The 19,980-nt window shown below is 36.4% G+C and carries 16 protein-coding genes; 7 read left to right on the forward strand and 9 right to left on the reverse strand.

Features of this window, described 5'->3' with window-relative positions; translation table 11 throughout:
• Positions 1–222: 222 nt before the first annotated feature.
• Entirely contained in the window at positions 223–1,197 is a 975-nt protein-coding gene (locus CC90_RS0115875) for a sensor histidine kinase (RefSeq protein WP_051869677.1), read from the reverse strand.
• Positions 1,198–1,421: 224 nt separating this feature from the next.
• On the opposite strand from CC90_RS0115875, the gene CC90_RS0115880 reads away from it, so the two are divergent.
• Positions 1,422–2,375 carry an alpha/beta fold hydrolase gene (locus CC90_RS0115880; protein ID WP_031391722.1) on the forward strand — a complete coding sequence of 318 codons (954 nt, stop codon included), beginning with the start codon at positions 1,422–1,424 and terminating at the stop codon, positions 2,373–2,375.
• 651 nt (positions 2,376–3,026) lie between these two features.
• On the opposite strand, the gene rsmG is transcribed toward CC90_RS0115880, so the two are convergent.
• The 8 genes from rsmG to rpmH all read right to left on the reverse strand — a co-directional run bounded on the left by rsmG (position 3,027) and on the right by rpmH (position 10,292).
• Complete coding sequence (gene rsmG, locus CC90_RS0115885; protein ID WP_031391723.1) at positions 3,027–3,791, reverse strand: 16S rRNA (guanine(527)-N(7))-methyltransferase RsmG; 765 nt, start codon at positions 3,789–3,791, stop codon at positions 3,027–3,029.
• A gap of 22 nt (positions 3,792–3,813) precedes the next feature.
• Positions 3,814–5,709, reverse strand: a complete 1,896-nt coding sequence (gene mnmG, locus CC90_RS0115890) for a tRNA uridine-5-carboxymethylaminomethyl(34) synthesis enzyme MnmG (protein WP_031391724.1) — start codon at positions 5,707–5,709, stop codon at positions 3,814–3,816.
• A gap of 80 nt (positions 5,710–5,789) precedes the next feature.
• Entirely contained in the window at positions 5,790–7,229 is a 1,440-nt protein-coding gene (gene mnmE / locus CC90_RS0115895; RefSeq protein WP_031391725.1) for a tRNA uridine-5-carboxymethylaminomethyl(34) synthesis GTPase MnmE, read from the reverse strand.
• A 123-nt stretch (positions 7,230–7,352) separates the two neighbouring features.
• A complete protein-coding gene (gene jag, locus CC90_RS0115900) occupies positions 7,353–7,976 on the reverse strand; it encodes an RNA-binding cell elongation regulator Jag/EloR (RefSeq protein ID WP_031391726.1) in 624 nt (207 codons plus the stop codon).
• 12 nt (positions 7,977–7,988) lie between these two features.
• Entirely contained in the window at positions 7,989–9,299 is a 1,311-nt protein-coding gene (locus CC90_RS0115905; RefSeq protein ID WP_031391727.1) for a YidC/Oxa1 family membrane protein insertase, read from the reverse strand.
• Positions 9,300–9,349: 50 nt separating this feature from the next.
• Positions 9,350–9,559, reverse strand: a complete 210-nt coding sequence (yidD, locus tag CC90_RS0115910; RefSeq protein ID WP_031391728.1) for a membrane protein insertion efficiency factor YidD — start codon at positions 9,557–9,559, stop codon at positions 9,350–9,352.
• 204 nt (positions 9,560–9,763) lie between these two features.
• Complete coding sequence (gene rnpA, locus CC90_RS0115915; RefSeq protein WP_031391729.1) at positions 9,764–10,117, reverse strand: ribonuclease P protein component; 354 nt, start codon at positions 10,115–10,117, stop codon at positions 9,764–9,766.
• A 40-nt stretch (positions 10,118–10,157) separates the two neighbouring features.
• Positions 10,158–10,292: a 50S ribosomal protein L34 gene (gene rpmH / locus CC90_RS0115920; RefSeq protein WP_031391730.1), complete on the reverse strand. Its 135-nt coding sequence runs from the start codon at positions 10,290–10,292 to the stop codon at positions 10,158–10,160.
• A gap of 611 nt (positions 10,293–10,903) precedes the next feature.
• On the opposite strand from rpmH, the gene dnaA reads away from it, so the two are divergent.
• From dnaA to gyrA, 6 genes are all read left to right on the forward strand, one after another.
• Positions 10,904–12,256 carry a chromosomal replication initiator protein DnaA gene (gene dnaA, locus CC90_RS0115925; protein WP_031391731.1) on the forward strand — a complete coding sequence of 451 codons (1,353 nt, stop codon included), beginning with the start codon at positions 10,904–10,906 and terminating at the stop codon, positions 12,254–12,256.
• A 326-nt stretch (positions 12,257–12,582) separates the two neighbouring features.
• Positions 12,583–13,692, forward strand: a complete 1,110-nt coding sequence (gene dnaN / locus CC90_RS0115930) for a DNA polymerase III subunit beta (RefSeq protein ID WP_031391732.1) — start codon at positions 12,583–12,585, stop codon at positions 13,690–13,692.
• A 204-nt stretch (positions 13,693–13,896) separates the two neighbouring features.
• A complete protein-coding gene (locus CC90_RS0115935; protein ID WP_031391733.1) occupies positions 13,897–14,106 on the forward strand; it encodes an RNA-binding S4 domain-containing protein in 210 nt (69 codons plus the stop codon).
• A gap of 41 nt (positions 14,107–14,147) precedes the next feature.
• The gene (gene recF / locus CC90_RS0115940) at positions 14,148–15,227 is read left to right on the forward strand and encodes a DNA replication/repair protein RecF (protein WP_031391734.1); all 1,080 of its coding nucleotides are present in this window, start codon (positions 14,148–14,150) and stop codon (positions 15,225–15,227) included.
• 97 nt (positions 15,228–15,324) lie between these two features.
• Positions 15,325–17,259 carry a DNA topoisomerase (ATP-hydrolyzing) subunit B gene (gene gyrB, locus CC90_RS0115945; RefSeq protein WP_031391735.1) on the forward strand — a complete coding sequence of 645 codons (1,935 nt, stop codon included), beginning with the start codon at positions 15,325–15,327 and terminating at the stop codon, positions 17,257–17,259.
• A gap of 47 nt (positions 17,260–17,306) precedes the next feature.
• A complete protein-coding gene (gyrA, locus tag CC90_RS0115950; RefSeq protein WP_031391736.1) occupies positions 17,307–19,877 on the forward strand; it encodes a DNA gyrase subunit A in 2,571 nt (856 codons plus the stop codon).
• Positions 19,878–19,980 lie beyond the last annotated feature (103 nt).

Genomic DNA, 19,980 nt, shown 5'->3' on the forward strand with positions numbered 1-19,980 from the left:
TAATGTCATTCCAAAAAAACCATAAGTTTTATACAAAATTTTTCAATAATATCTACAAACAACTTACATGAGAATCTATAACTTTGAATGAGACTCCCTTTAGTAATTTCATCTCGATTCCGTTAAAAATACTAAACAACTATGCCGAAATCAAAACTAAAGATACCAAAGAAAGTCCCTCGAAGTATTACCCTCCAACAAATAGTTATACATAAAATACTCTCACATTTCCAATAACGGAATAAATATATGTATAGCAGTTCCAACACCCGGCTTAGAATCAATATCTATACTCCCTGATAGGAGCTCAACTCTTTCTCTTAAAATATATAGCCCAAAATGCCTTTCCTCTGGAGAAAGAACTTCACTGCAATCGAAGCTCTGTCCATTATCCTTAACTTCAATCGAGCAGCCTCCCTTTTCATTTTTCAAAGTAAAAATGACCTTATTGCCTTCTGAATGCTTCAAAGCATTATTGACACATTCCTCAACAATTCTATATATCGTCATCAGCACCAAGGAATTACCGCACTCAATTTCATCCACTTCAAATTTAATATCATAATTTGAAGACTCTTTGAATTTATAAATCAATTTTTCGAAGGCATTCTTTAATCCCAAATCATCAAAAATCATCGGCCTCAAATCAAAAATCGTATTCCTTATATCTTGAATAACAGATTTAAGGCTCTTATTTACAGAAGCCAGCTCAAGCTTAGCTTTTATAATATCCTGATCCATATACATAGACGTCAATTCTATCTTATGTACTAATAAAGCAAGATTCTGGAGAGAAGTATCATGCAAATCCCGTGCGATACGCTGGCGTTCTTTTTCCTGAATATCCAGTATTTGACGCTGCTCACCAATATTCTGCTGATTGCATCTGACACGCTTGTACGAATCAACACCTAACTTATCTCTCTCAGAAATAGAACTTCTATTCAAAAGGTTTAATTCATTACCCAAAATCTTTATTCTATCATTTAAGATATTAATTTTCTCATAATAATATTGATTATCATTCTCAATATTTAGTTTTTCAGCTCTCCAAAAGTCTGCATCATTCTCATGCAAATAATTATCAATCTGTACAATTCGGTTTTTATTGTTCTCTAGCATATCCTGTAATTCTTGTTGTTCTTTAAAAAAACCATTATACATTTCTTTTAAATTTACATATAATTTATCCAGCATCCAGAGTCCCCATACAATACCAAAAATTTATTAAGTTATATTATATCACATTTTCATTATATTTTGTAAAATGATTGATTCAAAAAATTACTATTGATATAATATAATAAAATAAATGCTATGAAAAGACATTTTAACAATTTTATTTGTAATCACTTTACAAATATAATACAATGAAGTAGTAAATCAAAAAATTCAGGCTATGGGAGGACATGGTTGATCATATGAAACAGAAATTAAAACAACTCATGATTTTGTCAGGACTTAGTACCATCGCAATTCATATCATAAACAGAGTTTATTATTCCATATATACCGCCAAGAATCGCCTTCGTTATCCAAAAAATAACTATTATGAATGGAGATTTGGCAAGATACGTTATACCAAAAAAGGAGAAGGCTCCCCTTTATTGCTCATCCACGACCTAAGAGTAGGAAGCTCTATTTATGAATTCAGCAAGATTACGGACATGCTGGCAAAAAATCACGAAGTATATTCTATTGACTTATTGGGCTATGGACTATCGGATAAACCGAATATGACTTACACAAATTATCTATATGTGCAGCTTATCATAGATTTTATTAAAAACATTATAGGTAAAAAAACAGACATAATAGCTACAGGAGATTCAGCGCCTATCACAGTAATGGCTTGCCATAATGATCCGGAAGTAATCGACAAAATGATTTTCATCAATCCCCAAAACCTGTATGAATCCAACCAGATTCCGTCCAAACAGACGAAGGCTTTTAAATTATTGCTGGACATACCCGTTATCGGAACTTTTGTATATAACTTTCTTACAAATAAGACATCTATCGAAAAGACTTTCAGGGAAGAATATTTTTACAGTACATTAAATATAGAGGAAAAAGATATTTCTGCCTATCTGGAAGCAGCTCATCTTCCAGACCACACTTCGAAATATGCTTTTTCCAGCTATATTGGAAAATATATTAATACCAATATTATCCATGCCTTGAAAGAAATCAACAACAGTATATATCTCATAGGTGGCAACGGAAAGGAAAACATCCATACATCCTTAGAGAATTATATTTATTATAACAGTGCAATCGAAGCTTCATACATTCCTTATACAAAGCACCTTCCTCACTTGGAAGCACCCGAAAAAACTTACGGATACATTGACGTATTTCTAACTCTCCAATAAAACAAAAATGTATTTTGCATACTCTCGCAGCCAAATACTTTGGCAGCATATCTTTTGTTCCGTACGCAGTTGCGCCGCCACGTATTTTATCAGCACAGCTTTTGTTGCGCATATAGTCGCATTGCACATTCATAAAAACAATATTCTCTCACCTTACTGCAATAAGACATTTTCTATCATATAATAAAATCCAAATGAAACCTTTTATATTTAAACTATGGCTTCATTTGGATTTCTTTATATATTGGTCATCAATCAATTCTCTATGACCAATGCATCACTTTCATCCATAAAAGGGCGCTCACTGTTTTCAGAGACAGTAATATTACAATGAAATTCCTTTACAAAATCTTTAATAACCCCCAAGCTCTGCAAATTATCCTTCGATCCATATAAAATATGTATCGGAACATTCTATTTCACAATAGCATTCTCTTTTACAAAAGTATAATAATCTCATGACAAGATATCGACGGGTGTCTCAACCTCTCTTTTCTCCTCAAGAATTGATTCAGAGACATCGAACCAAATAAACATTTGATGAATGAGATATTCCATATCCAAAATAGGTGATTGAAGCAAACAATTTTCCAGTTTCCTATCCTTATACCCATGCAGACTGAAGAATATAATTATGTTAAAAACTACCCCTTATTTTATAGGTTCCTTAGCCGGAAGTCCTGCCTTTCTGGGAAACTTCGCCGGTGTACTTTTTACTTTCCTTATAATAAGAAGATTTCTATTAATGTCTGAATCAGGCAGTTCGAAATAAACCTGACCCTCTATCTTTCCGCCAAGCATCGATACTGCCTTCCCTGCCTCTTTTAACTCATCCGTCAATTTTTCTGATTTATAAGAAATAAATAATCCATCTTTTTTCACGAAAGGAAGGCATAGCTCCGAAAGAGTAGACAGATTGGCCACCGCTCTGGATACACATAAATCATATTTTTCCCGGAGCGTCTTATCCTCATTCAGCTTATCCGGCTTAGCATAATCCTCAGCACGTCCATGAAGAGTATCAATACCTGAAAGTCCCAGTTTACCTATTACCTCATCTAAAAATTTAACTCGTTTCTGAAGAGAATCTAACAGAGTAACCTTAATATCAGGAAAAGCGATCTTTAAAGGAATACCAGGAAAACCTGCACCCGTTCCGATATCTATCACTTTACATTTTGCATCGTTCAAAGAAAAAACCGATTTTCCGTCAAAATTTTCATTCATATAGTCAAAAGCCTTAACAATTGAAAGGCTATCGATAAAATGCTTTTTCATAACCTCATCAAAATCTGTAATCGCTGTTAAATTCATAAAAGAATTCCATTCGACTAAAAGCTCATAATACTGCATGAACTGAAATTTCTGTAAGTCGCTCAATTGAATTCCAAATTCCTTCAAATCATTTTCAAACATATTAAACCTTTCCTTTTTAAACTTAACACTTATTATTTTTATTAAACTGTTCCAAATAAACGAGCAGAACAGAAATATCCGCAGGAGAAACCCCGGAAATTCTGGAAGCCTGACCTACCGATACCGGCTTATAAGAAATCAACTTCTGCCGCGCTTCCAAACGAAGACTTTTTATATCATTATAATCCAGATCAGAAGGAATCTTCTTCTTTTCCATCTTCTTAAACTGCTCCACCTGCCGCATCTGGCGGGAAATATAACCCTCATATTTGATTTCTATCTCCACCTGCTCTATGACATCTGCAGGCAAAAGTTGTCTGTTTACATCGATTTCAGATAAAATCTCATAAGAAAGCTCCGGCCTGCAAATTAACTCCGATAAATTCGTTCCGGTTTTTAAAATAGAGCTTCCTTTTAAAGATAAAAACTCCTGAATATTTTTCGAGGCCCCGATAGACGTATTCTTAAGGCGATAAACCTCTTTATCTATCATTTCTCTTTTATCGAGGACAGATTTATAAACTTCCTCGGAAACAAGTCCTGCTTTATATCCCTTCTCCCGAAGGCGCAAATCCGCATTATCCTGACGCAGGATCAACCTATACTCAGCCCTCGAAGTCATCATACGGTAAGGCTCAAAGCTTTCCTTGGTCACTAAATCATCAATCAATACACCTACATAAGCTTCTGAACGATCTATCACAAACGGTTCTTTATTCTGAATGGAAAGGGCAGCGTTAATTCCGGCAATCAATCCCTGAGCTGCTGCCTCTTCATATCCACTGCTTCCATTAAATTGTCCGGCGCTGAAAAGCCCTCTTATATTTTTGAATTCCAAAGTAGGAAATAACTGTCTCGGATTAATACAATCATATTCAATTGCATAAGCATTTCTTACTATCTTACAATTTTCCATTCCCGGCACTGTACGATACATGGCAAGCTGCACATCCTCCGGAAGAGAAGAAGACATCCCTGCCACATACATCTCATTGGTATGAAGCCCTTCCGGCTCAATAAATACCTGGTGCCGTTCCTTATCCGCGAACTTTACTACCTTATCCTCAATAGAGGGACAATACCTCGGTCCCGTTCCCTCTATAATTCCGGCATAAATAGGAGAGCGATCCAAATTCCCTCGTATAATTTCATGGGTGTTCTCATTCGTATAAGTCAGCCAACAGGAAGCCTGATCTATCTGTACATCCTCCGGATCGGTGGAAAAAGAAAAAGGAACCACTCTTTCATCACCGAACTGCTCCTCCATTTTTGAAAAATCCAAGCTTCTTTTATCCATTCTGGCAGGAGTTCCCGTCTTGAACCTTCTCATCTCTATTCCAAGCTTTTTCAAGGAATCCGTCAAATGATTCGCCGACTGCAGCCCATTAGGCCCCGTATAAGTAATACTTTCCCCGCAAAGACATCTGGCCTTTAAATAAGTGCCGGTACAAAGGATTACTGCCTTACATTCATAAATCGTACCGGTAAAAGTTTTTACGCCAACAATATGGTTATCCTCTGTAAGCAGCTCACATACCTCTGCCTGCTTAATCGTCAGATGATCCTGATTTTCCAACACCTTCCTCATAAGTCTGGAATACTCTGCCTTATCTGCCTGGGCTCTAAGCGAATGAACTGCCGGACCCTTAGAGACGTTGAGCATTTTAGACTGAATGAAGGTCTTATCTATATTTTTTCCCATTTCTCCGCCGAGAGCATCTATTTCCCTTACCAGATGTCCCTTGGAGGAGCCTCCTATATTAGGATTGCATGGCATAAGCGCGATACTGTCTACGCTGACAGTAAAAATAACGGTATTAAGTCCAAGCCTCGCACAAGCCAAAGCAGCCTCACATCCGGCATGTCCGGCTCCGACTACACAAACATCCACTTCTTCTTTTATATTAGTTCCAAACATTTTATTTCCTTCTTTCGTTATTCCTATAAAGACAACGAATCAAAATCAAATTAACATAACCTTGCTAATTGTCCACAGTATCATTTTCCCATACAAAACTTTGAAAAAATCTCATTTACCAGATCTTCCCCAACTTCCTCCCCTATTATAGTACCTAAAGAAGAATATGAACTCATCAAATCGATAGAATAAAAATCCTCAGGCATATCATTCTCTAAACTGCTCCTTACCTGAAGCATACTTTCATAAGCATTCATAATCGCTTCCTTATGTCTCATATTCGTAATGAATACTTCATCATTAAAAGATATTTCCCCTTGAAAAAACATATCCTTAATAGCTTGCTCCAATAAATCGATTCCTACATTTTCCTTTGTGGAAGTCTTAATAACCCGTATATGAGAGGCATCCATAGCATTCATTTCATCAGTTAAAATACTTTCTGTGACCACCTCATCTAAATCCGTTTTATTCAAAAGAACTATCACTTTTTTACCGGAAATCATACGAATAATATCATAATCACTCTCATCCAAAGGCAGGGAAGCGTCCACTACAAAAACGATCAAATCTGCTAAAGAAGCATATTTCCTCGCCCTCTCCACACCAATTTTTTCTACCACATCCTCGGTATATCGGATACCTGCAGTATCTATAATATTCAGGCTAATACCATGAAGCCTTATAGATTCCTCTAAAACATCTCTAGTAGTCCCTGCAATATCGGTAACAATCGCCTTCTCCTCGCCAACCAGAATATTTAAAAGAGAAGACTTACCTGCGTTAGGCTTTCCTACAATTACTGTACTGATCCCTTCCTTAAGCATCTTACCGTTATCAGAAGAATCAAGCAATTTTTTTAATCTCGAAATAATATTCTCCGTCTTTTCAGAAAGCTTTTCTCCATAACCCTCCAGACTAATATGCTCCGGGTCATCCAGTGCAGATTCTATAAAAGCAATTTCATAAATAAGCTCCTGCCGGAGCTTTTGAACTGCTTCAGATACCGAACCCTTTAACTGGCTCACAGAACTTTCTAAAGCGAATTGATTCTTCGAATGAATGATATCAATAACCGCTTCTGCTCTAGACAAATCTATCCTTCCATTTAAAAAAGCTCTCTTCGTAAATTCCCCCGGTTCTGCAATCCTGGCCCCATTCTTAACGGCCAGCTCTAAGATACGATTCATCATAAGAACACCGCCATGGCAATTAATCTCAACCGTATCTTCCGTAGTATAGCTGCAGGGAGACTTCATAACGCTGACCATGACCTCATCTACAACTCTATTTGCGTTAAGACCAACTTCATCCACAACAATTTTTTCTTCACCAAAGTTATCCACAATATATCCATAATTTATAGTATGAGAAGTGACTTCACGAAGGATCCTTCTTCCTGATCTCGTTCGAAACATTCTATCTGCAATTTCAATTGCTTCTTCACCGCTAATTCTGATAATTCCAATTCCGGAATCTGCCATCGCAGTAGCAATGGCTGCAATAGTATCTGTCTTCATAATAAACCTCTTATTCTGTGAGCATAGCTGCATATTCATTGGTTCTATAATAAGAGTACTTTCCTAATTATAACAAAACCCTTGAATCCATGTAGATTCAAGGGTTTATTATATCACACATCTTTATTTTTTTAAAGTAACAACTACGCGGCGGAAAGGTTCTTCTCCTTCACTATGAGTAGTAACGTACTTATCTCCCTGCAAAGCAGAATGTATAATTCTTCTTTCATAAGGATTCATAGGTTCAAGTGACAGAGAACGCTTTGTTCTCTTAACCTTATAAGCCATATTTTTCGCAAGATTTTCAAGGGTATCTTTTCTTCTCTGTCTGTAATTCTCAGTATCTACTTTCACACGGATATAGTTTTCTGCATCCTTATTAATTACCAAAGATACAAGATATTGAAGAGAATCGAGAGTCTGACCTCTCTTTCCGATAAGAACTCCCATTTCATCACCGCTCAAATCGATATCCAGCGAGCTGTCCGCTTCATTATATTTCGTATTGACTACCACAGTAAGATTCATTGCTTCGAAAACATCCGCAAGGAAAATCTTCGCCTTATCATCGATAGAGGATTTCACTCTGGCCTTAATAACTGCAGGCTTCGAGCCAATCCCAAGAAATCCGGAGGAACCTTCTTCCACAACTTCATAATCCAATTTATCGCTCGTAACAACAAGTTTTCTACAAGCTTCCGTAATCGCATCATTTACAGTTTTTGCTGAAATCTCAATAAATTCCATGACCATACCCTCCTACTTATTATTCTTTTCATTAAATTGTTTTACCATATTAGCCTTGGAAGCAATACTTCCAGGCTTTGCACTCTTGCTATAATACTCTGTCGATTTCTTTACTGCTTCATCCTTCTCCTGCTGCGTCATTGAGGAAATCTCAGAAGCCTTCTGTTCTGCCTGCTTAGCTGCCACATTTTTCGTACTCATGTTAGCATAATCATTAATTGACTTTAAATTAATTCCTTTTGATTTCTCCAGTTTCTTATTTCTCTTCTCTACGTTCTTCTTAATAAGTTCATCCAGATCCATCTTGTCGATATGCTTATTAATCACTATCTGCTGAACACTTCTCACTACCGAACCGGCAATCCAGTAAAGGCCCATACCTGCGGGAAGAGTATAACAGAAAAATGCTGACATAATAGGCATCATCGTATTCATTGTCTTCATGGAAGAAGCCATCGGATTATCCTTGTTATTGCTTGTATCCGGCTGAGGCATCAACTTCGTATTAACCCACTGGGTAACTGCCGACAATACAGGAACTGCAAGAGCCGCTACTATCATAAGATAAGTTCCGCTGGCAATTGCTTCTTTCATAATAAAAGAAGGAGAATTTCCTATATTCAAACCGAGGAAGTTATTATATTTATCCAGAGTCTGAAGAGTATTCGTTACATCCGCAGATAAATTGGGAAACTTATCCGAAATAGAAAGCCATTCGGAGGTAGAAGCCTTGTTCAGAACATCGATAAAAGTATTCTGCACATAGTCAACAGTGCCGCTGGTAAAAGCATCTGACTCAAACTGCTTACTATACATGTTAGATTCTTTAAAAGCTCTTATGAACTCCGTACTTCCCGGGGAAGCAATCAACTTGTCCACCAAGGGGAAAAATGCTTCCTTAATCTTACCTACATAAGCAGGCATAGAATAAATTACACGGTAGAGTGCAAACAATATAGGCATCTGAATAATGAGCTGAAGACAGCTTCCTGTAGGAGAAACGCCATATTTCGCATACACAGCCTGCGTCTCCTCATTCATCTTCATAGCATTGTCATTGTCTTTCTTATTCTTGTACTTCGCTTGAATCTCCTGAAGTTCAGGGTTCATCTTAGCTGAAAGCTTAGAGAACTTCTGCTGCTTAATAGTGAGAGGCATCATTATAAGATAAATAACAATAGTAAATAAAATAATAGCCAAACCAATATTGGGAATACCTATTTTATCCAAACAGAAGAAAATTCCTTCCATTATATATCCGAGAAGCTTAGCGACCGGCCCTATAATAAAAGTTTGATTCTGGGTTAATATAATACCTGACAATTTTTCTCCTCCTTAATGAAACGTAACATAAATTTTAATTAGTATTTATTCTATGGAACCGGATCATAGCCTCCCTTAGAAAAAGGATTACACCGTAAAATTCTCCATAACGACAAAAGCCCGCCTTTTAAAGCGCCGTATTTGCTGACCGCTTCCAGACCATACTCTGAACAAGTAGGAAAATAAGGGCATTTTGTTCTCTTCATAGGAGAAATATATTTTCTATAGAACTTAATCATGTAAATCAATAATTTTTTCATAATAATTATCAAATCAAACTTTCATACATACATTAAAAACATCCAAATTAATTTAAGATAAAAACAATTTATACGATAAAATTACTATTCAGCTTTCCATACCGCAAAATCAAAATTGCGTCTCTATTCATAATAACCATAATAGTATACTTATAGTAAAATATCTATTATAATAAACTCATAATAATAAATAATAATATACTATTAATCATTATAAAAATATATCTTTAATATATGATGAAGTTTTCCCAGATGTAATAATGCGCTTTCTATATCGGCATATGAAGCCGAAGCCGCACTGTTTCTTGCAACGACTACTATATCTAATCCACCATTAAATATATTTTCATGCAGTCTGTAACTTTCTCTCAACAATCTCGTCACTCTGTGGCGCACGACACTGTTTCCAACTTTTTTACTTACCGATATTCCGATTCTGTTCATATCTCTGTTATTTTCCAACACATACATTACAAGATATTTATTAGCATAGGATCTGCCACTTTTATAAACAGTTCTGAAATCGTTGTTTTTCTTCAATGATTCTGAAAATCTCATATTTTTCGCCACAAGAGAAAAAAGGCCACAAAACTGCGGCCTATGCTGACAATCTCTTTCTTCCTTTTGCTCTTCTGGCAGCTAATACTTTTCTTCCGCCCGGAGTACTCATTCTGGATCTGAAACCGTGAACTTTCTTTCTCTGTCTGTTTTTAGGCTGAAATGTCATTTTCATAATTGGTGCACCTCCTTTTTGAAAACCCTCTATAAATTTCTATAATAAGGTAAACGAATAGTTTTTTATTAATATTGTGTTGGAAAAATATCATTACGATTATATAAGATAAAAAAGTTCCCGTCAAGTAAATAACCATAAATTTAATAAATTAAAAATACCCAAAAAAGGCCGAAAAAATCGTGATTTTAACTAAAACTACATATTGTTATTTCAAAGACAAGCTAACCACTAAATGTAGACCAACAAAAAAGTTATTCACATAAAGGCAAATTAATTTTTAATTTACATAAATCTATCCACATATTGTGTATAAGATGTGGATAACTCCTTTATAGCATGTGAAAATAAAGTGAATTAAATAAAAAAATCCTTTAATAATAAACCTTCCCTTATGTTAATAATTATTTTTATAGTTATACACATAGCTTCAGGATATAAAAAATACTATGTTAACTTTCATTTCAAAATCACATTTTATTCCCCTAAATTATCCACAATACGTGCATAAATCCGTTCATAAAATTAACCATTTGAAATTTTATATTATTTATATTAAGATATAAATGAGGTATTTTCGCTTAAGTGATACCAATAACCGGAGGCATTTCATGGATTCTATTAAAGAGAACTGGGAATTAATTAAACAAACGATAAAAAAAGAATATGATTTATCCAATATTTCTTATAATACATGGGTAGCTAATCTCAATTTTTACAGCGTGGAAAAAGATGTGGTCACTATTTTAATCCCGTCCGACCAAGCTCATGCGCTCAGTTACATAACGAACAAATATAAGAGTTATTTTCAGGTGACTATCACGGAGATGATGGACCATGAATATGACATATCTTTTATATTGGAAAAAGATGTGGATGAGAATGATAATTCCATGGCTTTGAAGCCTCAATACAATATCAATTATGAGAAAGCCAACCTGAACCCGAAGTACAGATTCGATACCTTCGTAGTAGGAAGCAATAATAAATTTGCTCATTCTGCTTCCCTCGCAGTCGCTGAATCTCCCGGGGAAGCTTACAATCCCCTTTATTTATACGGAGGAGCGGGACTGGGCAAGACTCACCTCATGCACTCCATCGGACATTTTGTCTTAAATCAGAATCCGAACATGAAGGTGCTCTACGTTACCTCAGAACAATTTACCAATGAAGTAATTGAATCTATAAGAAGCGGTAACGCTGCGGCTATGACGAAGTTAAGGGAAAAATATAGGACGGTAGATGTGTTACTCATCGATGACGTACAGTTTATTATAGGTAAGGAAAGCACGCAGGAGGAATTCTTCCATACCTTTAATGTACTCCACTCTTCCGGAAAGCAGATTATTCTCTCCTCAGATAAGCCTCCCAAGGAAATGGAAACTTTGGAAGAAAGGTTCCGTTCCAGATTCGAATGGGGACTTATCTCGGATATACAGCCTCCTGATTACGAAACCCGAATGGCTATCCTTAAGAAAAATGCGGAAAGCTACAGCAAAGAAGTGGATAATGAAATTTTCAAATATATCGCTACCAATATTAAATCAAATATAAGAGAATTAGAAGGCGCTTTTAACAAAATCATAGCCTTTTCCAAATTAAATAATGTAGATATAACTCTTGATATCGCAGAGGAAGCGCTAAAGGATATTATTTATCCTGATAAACCGAAAGAAATAAGCCCTTCCTTCATTATTAATGTAGTTTCGGAGCAGTTTGGAGTAAATCCGGAAGATATTACTTCCAAAAAACGTAACTCTGAGTTCGTGGAACCAAGGCAGGTCGTTATGTACCTTTGCCGCAGCATGACAGATACTTCTTATCAAAATATAGGTAAGATTCTTGGTAAAAAGGATCATACCACCATTATCCACGGTGTAAATAAAATTACAGAAGAACTTAAGAACAATGAAGAACTTAAAAATAAAATAGAAATCATCAGAAAAAAAATTAATCCATCTTAGATTTCATAATAGCTTTCCACAATTTAATGTTTATTATTATGTGGTTAGACTGTTGATATTTTCATAAGTCTTCAATTTTATTAAAAATAATCAAGCTTGATTTAAGGTCTTATGAAAAGGGATGTGAATAATTCACATGTTATCCAAAAGTTATATTTAGTTTTTCACACATATTATGATTTCTTTTTTCACTGAAAAATAGTATAATAGATAAGGTTATACACATATCAACAACTATTACTAATTATATTATTAAATTCATTATATATTAACCGGTTTTCGGCAAATCAAATTTTTCATCTTTTCAGGAAGGGAGTTATACACAAATGAAATTAGTTTGTTCAAAATCAAATCTGCTTAACGGAGTACAAATCGTATCGAAGGCTGTTCCCAATAAAACGACAATGTCTATTCTCGAATGTATTCTCATCGATGCAAGGGGAGGGAACATCAAACTGATAGCCAATGATATGGAGCTTGGTATAGAGACCTTGATTGAAGGAAATATAGTGGAAAAAGGCTTGATTGCTTTGGATGCCAAGATTTTTCTGGAAATAGTAAGAAAGCTTCCCGACAACGATATAACTATTGTAACGGATTCCTCTTATAAGACTACCATTACTTGTGAAAAGGCTAAATTTAACATTATAGGAAAGTCTGGAGATGATTTTTCCTATCTTCCTTCTATCGAGAAGATAGATTCCATTATTGTTTCTCAGTTTACCTTGAAAGAAGTGATCAGGCAGACTATATTTTCTATTTCTGATAACGACAGTAATAAACTGATGACGGGTGAATTATTTGAAATCAACGAGGATATTTTGAAGGTAGTTTCTCTGGATGGACACAGGATATCCATAAGAAAAATAGGACTGAAGAATTTTTACATGTCTAAAAAAGTAGTAGTTCCCGGCAAGACTTTAAGTGAGATAAGCAAGATATTGTCCGGTGGGATGGAGGAGGATGTACATATCTTCTTTACGGACAAACATATCGTATTTGAATTTGAAAGCACTACCGTAGTTTCCCGTTTGATAGAAGGGGAATATTTCAAAATAGATCAGATGCTTTCCAGCGATTATGAGACAAAGGTAAGAATAAATAAAAAGGAATTCTTGAATTGTATTGACAGAGCTACTCTTCTCGTAAAAGAAGGGGATAAAAAGCCAATTATTATTAATATAATTGACGGAATGATGGAACTTAAGATTAATTCCACCGTAGGAAGCATGAATGAAGAAATTGACATCGATAAAAAGGGAAAAGATATTATGATTGGCTTTAATCCGAAATTTTTAATCGACGCCCTTCGAGTAATCGATGATGAAGAAATCGATATTTATCTGGTGAATCCAAAGGCTCCCTGCTTTATCAGGGATGTTGAGGAGAAGTATACTTACTTGATTCTTCCGGTAAATTTCACTACTGTGAATTAGTTTATATATTGAAGTTCATTTTTTTGCTAAGCTGCAATATATGGATAAAAGATGTGATAAAACTTTATTTTGTCATTTGCAGTTTTCGCAAAATTGCATAGAAATCCAATTTTAGATTTGAAGTATGAAATATTAAACTATAATGTTTATTTATATAATGAATTTCACGATTATAAACTATAAATTTGAAATTTAAGGAAAATTATGGAAATAATAAAATTAAGAGACGAGTATATTAAACTCGGTCAGGCCCTAAAGGCTGTAGGTTTTGTGGATTCCGGAGTAGAAGCGAAGGATGTCATCATGAACGGAGAAGTGAAAGTGAACGGTGCGCCGGAATTTCAAAGAGGAAAGAAGCTTTATGATAATGATATTGTGGAATTTAGCGGAAAAAAGATTTTAATACAAAAATAATGGTTATCTGCATTTTTGTATTTGGAAAATAAGGTGTAAGCATGATTATTAAATCGTTGGAACTGATGAATTTCAGGAATTATGAATTTCTGGATCTGAAGTTCAGTGAAGGAACAAATATTCTGTACGGCGATAACGCACAAGGGAAAACCAACGTGTTAGAAGCTATTTATCTATCCGCAACCACAAAATCACATAAAGGAAGCAAGGACAGAGATATTGTTAAATTCGATTCAGAAGAAGCTCATATAAGGACTTATCTTGAAAAGCAGGAAATTCAATACAAGGTAGACGTACATCTTCGTAAAAATAAATCAAAGGGGATTGCGATTGACGGACAGAAGATTAAAAAAGCGGCAGACCTCTTGGGCTTATTGAACGTTGTCTTTTTTTCTCCCGAGGACTTAAGCATTATTAAAAACGGACCTGCAGAAAGAAGAAGGTTTGTGGATATGGAACTTTGTCAATTGGATAATTTTTATCTATATAATCTAAATCATTATAATAAAATAGTAAATCAGAGAAATAAGCTTTTAAAGGATATGTATTTTAAACCTGAGTTAAAAGAAACTTTGAATATATGGGATTCTCAGCTGGTGTCCTTTGGAAGCAAGATCATTGAAAGGCGTCGTATCTTTGTGGAGCAGCTCAATGAGATTATTTATGACATACATAAGAGGTTGTCCGGAGATAAAGAGGAATTGTCTATAAAATATGAACCTGATGTGGAAATCGACGATTTTGCTAAGTTGATGAAAAACAGCCAGGAAAAGGATATCAGGTTAAAGCAGACTTCGATAGGGCCTCATAGAGATGATTTTTGTTTTATGGTAGGGAATATCGATATTCGAAGATTTGGTTCTCAGGGACAACAGAGAACGGCAGCCCTTTCTCTCAAATTATCCGAAATAGAGCTGGTGAAGAAAATTACCAAGGATATTCCTGTTTTGCTTTTGGACGATGTTCTTTCGGAGTTGGACAGTAGCAGACAGAATTATCTTCTTAGCAGTATAGGAGATATACAGACAATTATCACTTGTACAGGCTTGGATGAATTTGTGAATAATAGATTTGAAATAGATAAGGTTTTTAAGATAGTAGAAGGAACTGTCCAGGAATAGGTCACTATTCATTCTGCGGCTTACTGATATGAAACAATTAATACGCAGAAGTATTGCGCAGCAGTATTTCGCGCTTGAAAGGAGCATAGCTATAAAAATGAGTAATGAAAATGTATACGGAGCGGATCAAATACAAATATTGGAAGGTCTTGAAGCTGTAAGGAAGAGGCCTGGTATGTATATTGGAACTACATCTTCCAGGGGCCTCCACCATCTGGTTTATGAAATTGTAGATAATGCCGTAGATGAAGCACTTGCAGGATATTGTGATAAAATTGAAGTTACTATCAATGAAGATAATTCTGTAACAGTTATAGACAACGGGCGCGGTATTCCTGTAGGAATTAACCATAAAGCCGGTATTGCTGCCGTGGAGGTAGCGTTTACTATTCTTCATGCCGGCGGTAAATTCGGAGGAGGAGGATATAAGGTGTCCGGCGGCCTTCATGGTGTAGGAGCTTCCGTTGTAAATGCTCTTTCCGACTGGCTGGAGGTTGAGATATATCAGGACTCAAAGATACACAAACAAAGATATGAAAAAGGACATGTCTGCTATTCCTTGAAAGTGATAGGAGAATGTCCGGAGGGACAGACAGGAACGAAGGTTACTTTTAAGCCTGATGCCACCATCTTTCAGGAAACCACTGTTTTTGAATTCGATATTTTGAAGCAGCGTCTTAGGGAAATGGCTTTCCTTACGAAGAATCTGAAAATTATTCTTAAGGATATGAGGGTAGAAGAAGACAAACAACCTATTGTAAGAGAATTCCATTATGAAGGCGGAATTAAAGAATTCGTATCTTATCTGAATAAGAGTAAGACGGCGATTTATGATAATATAATGTATTTTGAAGGTATGAAGAATAATGTTTATGTTGAGGTTGCTATGCAGCATAATGAGTCTTATACCGAAAGCTCTTATAGCTTTGTTAATAATATAAATACCCCCGAGGGCGGAACTCACTTAATAGGTTTTAGAAATGCTCTTACCAAGACCTTTAACGATTATGCAAGAAACAATAAGTTATTAAAGGAAAATGAAACTAACCTTATGGGTGAGGACATAAGAGAAGGCTTAACAGCAATTGTCAGCGTTAAGATAGAGGATCCTCAGTTCGAAGGACAAACTAAGCAAAAGCTTGGAAATTCTGAAGCCAGAGGAGCCGTAGACAGTATCGTCAGCGAACAGCTCACTTACTTTTTAGAGCAGAATCCTTCCATAGCCAAAGTTATATGTGAGAAATCCATTCTTGCTCAGCGTGCCAGGGATGCTGCAAGAAAAGCGAGGGATTTAACAAGAAGAAAGACAGCTTTGGAAGGAATGAGCCTTCCAGGAAAGCTTGCAGATTGTTCAGATAAAGATCCTGCCAATTGTGAAATTTATATTGTTGAGGGAGATTCTGCCGGCGGCAGTGCGAAAACTGCCAGAAGCCGTGCGACTCAGGCTATTCTTCCCCTTCGAGGCAAGATACTTAATGTAGAAAAAGCCAGACTTGATAAAATATATGCTAATGCGGAAATAAAAGCAATGATTACTGCCTTTGGTACAGGAATTCACGATGATTTCGATATCAACAGGCTGCGTTATCACAAAATTATTATTATGACAGATGCCGATGTTGATGGAGCGCATATTTCTACTTTGCTGCTGACCTTTCTTTACCGTTTTATGCCTAATCTTATCAAAGAAGGCTACGTATATTTGGCACAGCCTCCTCTTTATAAGCTTGAGAAAAATAAAAAGGTGTGGTACGCCTACAATGACGAAGAACTGGACAACATTCTTCAAGAGGTAGGAAGAGATCAGAATAATAAGATTCAGCGTTATAAAGGACTTGGAGAAATGGACCCGGAACAGCTCTGGGAAACTACCATGGATCCTGAAAGGCGCATTCTTCTCCGAGTAACTATGGATGGAGAGGCCGAATCGGAAATCGACTTGACATTTACTACACTTATGGGTGATAAAGTAGAACCGCGGCGCGAATTCATTGAGGAAAATGCAAAATTTGTAAAGAACCTTGATATTTAATCAGCACTGCGATTACGAAATGGAGATAATGAAAAATGGAAGAAAATATTCAAGACACAGTCTTTGATAAAGTTCATGACGTGGATTTGAAGAAGACTATGGAAACCTCTTATATCGATTATGCTATGAGCGTTATCGCTTCCCGTGCATTGCCTGACGTAAGGGATGGTTTGAAGCCGGTACAGCGAAGAGTGCTTTATTCCATGATAGAATTGAATAATGGTCCTGATAAGCCGCATAGAAAAAGCGCGCGTATTGTCGGCGATACCATGGGTAAGTACCATCCTCACGGCGATAGTTCCATATACGGAGCGCTGGTAAATATGGCGCAGCCATGGTCTACCCGCTATCCTTTGGTAGACGGGCACGGTAACTTCGGTTCTGTGGATGGAGACGGCGCGGCAGCTATGCGTTATACGGAAGCCAGACTTTCCAAGATTTCCATGGAACTTCTTGCGGATATCAATAAAGATACGGTAGATTTCTTACCCAACTTCGATGAGACGGAAAGAGAGCCTTCCGTACTTCCCAGCCGTTATCCAAATCTTTTGGTAAATGGTACTACGGGTATCGCAGTAGGTATGGCTACTAATATACCTCCTCATAATTTACGCGAGGTAATAAATGCTGTATTAAAAATCATTGATAATAGAATTGATGGTGACAGAGATACAGATATAGAAGAAATACTTTCTATTATTAAAGCTCCTGATTTCCCTACCGGCGGAATTATTCTCGGAACGAGGGGAAGCGAAGAAGCTTACCGTACCGGCCGAGGTAAGGTAAGAGTGCGTGCAGTTACCGATATAGAAACTCTTCCTAACGGTAAGAGCAGGATAATAGTAACTGAGCTTCCTTACATGGTAAATAAGGCAAATTTAATTCTGAAAATCGCAGAACTCGTGAAATTAAAGAAAATAGATGGGATTACCGATCTTCGTGACGAGTCTGACAGAGAAGGTATGCGCATTGTTATCGAGCTTCGAAGGGATGCGAATGCCAATGTAATTATGAATCAGCTTTACAAGCATACCCAGATGCAGGATACCTTCGGTATTATAATGATAGCGCTTGTAAACAACGAACCGAAGGTTATGAATATCCTCGATATGCTTACAAATTATTTGTCTCATCAGGAAGAAGTCGTAACCAGAAGGACGAAATATGATTTAAATAAAGCCGAAGAAAGAGATCATATTTTACAAGGTCTGTTGATCGCTCTCGATAATATCGATGAAGTAATTAACATTATAAGAAGCAGCGATAACGTTCAGACTGCAAAACAAAGATTGATAGAACGTTTCGGCCTCTCTGATGCTCAGTCCCAGGCTATCGTAGATATGAGACTTCGTACTCTCACAGGCTTGGAAAGAGATAAGATAGAGAATGAGCATAAGGAATTGCTTGAAAAAATTGCTGAGTTAAAGGCTATTCTTGCCGATAGAAAACTGCTGCTTGGAGTAATCAGGGAAGAAATTTCGATTATTGCTGAGAAATATGGAGATGATAGAAGGAGCGTGATAGGCTTCGATGTCTATGACATCAATATGGAGGATCTTATTCCTAAGGATAATACGATAATTGCAATGACCAGCCTCGGTTATATTAAGCGTATGACTATTGATAATTTCAAGAGCCAGAATCGCGGCGGTAAGGGTATCAAGGGAATGCATACCATAGAAGAGGACTATATCGAGGACCTCCTTATGACTACGACCCATCATTATATTATGTTCTTTACCAATTTCGGGCGGGTCTATAGACTGAAGGCTTATGAGATACCTGAAGCAGGAAGAACAGCCAGGGGAACTGCAATCATCAATTTATTGCAGCTCAATCCGGGAGAAAAGATTTCTGCTATCATACCTGTAAAAGACTATGAAGATGATAAGAACCTTTTCATGGTTACGAAAAAGGGTATTGTAAAGAAAACTTATATTATGGAATATAGCAACGTGAGAAAGAACGGTCTGGCCGCTATCAATCTTAGAGAAGATGATGAGCTGATCGAAGTAAAAATTACCGATGTCAATACGGAAATATTCCTTGTTACTAAGCACGGTATGTGTATCCGATTCAAGGAAACTGATGTGAGGGCAACGGGAAGAGCTTCTATGGGTGTAATTGGCATGAATTTAAGCGATAGAGATGAAATCGTTGGAATGCAGCTTGATCACCAAGGGGATTCTCTCCTCATCGTATCCGAGAACGGTATGGGCAAACGTACCTATCTTGAGGAGTTCACTGTACAAAAACGAGGCGGTAAGGGAGTAAAGTGCTATAAAGTCACAGAAAAGACAGGATATGTGGTAGGAGTAAAGGCAGTAAATGATGACCATGAAATTATGATGATAACCACTCTGGGAACCGTTATCCAGCTTCGTATGGAGGATATCTCCACTTTAGGAAGAATTACCTCCGGCGTTAGATTGATTAATCTCGATGAAGGAGTGAAGGTAGCTAAGATAGCTAAAGTAAGAGAAAAGGTCTCAAATGGCAATCAGGAATTCGAAAATCTCGAAGATGCTCTTGAGGATATACCTGAAGATGAGAAACATCCTGTAATAATCGAAGAGGAAGAAGAAGTAACTCTTCCTACTGAGGAAACGGAAGAATAAATTAAAATTTAAAAAGGATAAATCCATTTCATTAAAACGTAAGAAATTGGATTTATCCTTTTTTATTGAATGCAAGAGTGATTAATGAAATACCTATAGATAT

The organism is Kineothrix alysoides (assembly GCF_000732725.1).
Taxonomy (GTDB): domain Bacteria; phylum Bacillota; class Clostridia; order Lachnospirales; family Lachnospiraceae; genus Kineothrix; species Kineothrix alysoides.

Bases quoted from the DNA above. Each gene is read 5' to 3' on its own strand.
- jag (WP_031391726.1), bottom strand. From the start codon at position 7,976: ATGGAATTTATTGAGATTTCAGCAAAAACTGTAAATGATGCGATTACG.
- CC90_RS0115875 (WP_051869677.1), bottom strand. From the start codon at position 1,197: ATGCTGGATAAATTATATGTAAATTTAAAAGAAATGTATAATGGTTTT.
- CC90_RS0115880 (WP_031391722.1), top strand. From the start codon at position 1,422: ATGAAACAGAAATTAAAACAACTCATGATTTTGTCAGGACTTAGTACC.
- recF (WP_031391734.1), top strand. From the start codon at position 14,148: ATGATTATTAAATCGTTGGAACTGATGAATTTCAGGAATTATGAATTT.
- dnaA (WP_031391731.1), top strand. From the start codon at position 10,904: ATGGATTCTATTAAAGAGAACTGGGAATTAATTAAACAAACGATAAAA.
- mnmG (WP_031391724.1), bottom strand. From the start codon at position 5,709: ATGTTTGGAACTAATATAAAAGAAGAAGTGGATGTTTGTGTAGTCGGA.
- rpmH (WP_031391730.1), bottom strand. From the start codon at position 10,292: ATGAAAATGACATTTCAGCCTAAAAACAGACAGAGAAAGAAAGTTCAC.
- yidD (WP_031391728.1), bottom strand. From the start codon at position 9,559: ATGAAAAAATTATTGATTTACATGATTAAGTTCTATAGAAAATATATT.
- CC90_RS0115935 (WP_031391733.1), top strand. From the start codon at position 13,897: ATGGAAATAATAAAATTAAGAGACGAGTATATTAAACTCGGTCAGGCC.
- gyrB (WP_031391735.1), top strand. From the start codon at position 15,325: ATGAGTAATGAAAATGTATACGGAGCGGATCAAATACAAATATTGGAA.
- dnaN (WP_031391732.1), top strand. From the start codon at position 12,583: ATGAAATTAGTTTGTTCAAAATCAAATCTGCTTAACGGAGTACAAATC.
- mnmE (WP_031391725.1), bottom strand. From the start codon at position 7,229: ATGAAGACAGATACTATTGCAGCCATTGCTACTGCGATGGCAGATTCC.
- rnpA (WP_031391729.1), bottom strand. From the start codon at position 10,117: ATGAGATTTTCAGAATCATTGAAGAAAAACAACGATTTCAGAACTGTT.
- rsmG (WP_031391723.1), bottom strand. From the start codon at position 3,791: ATGTTTGAAAATGATTTGAAGGAATTTGGAATTCAATTGAGCGACTTA.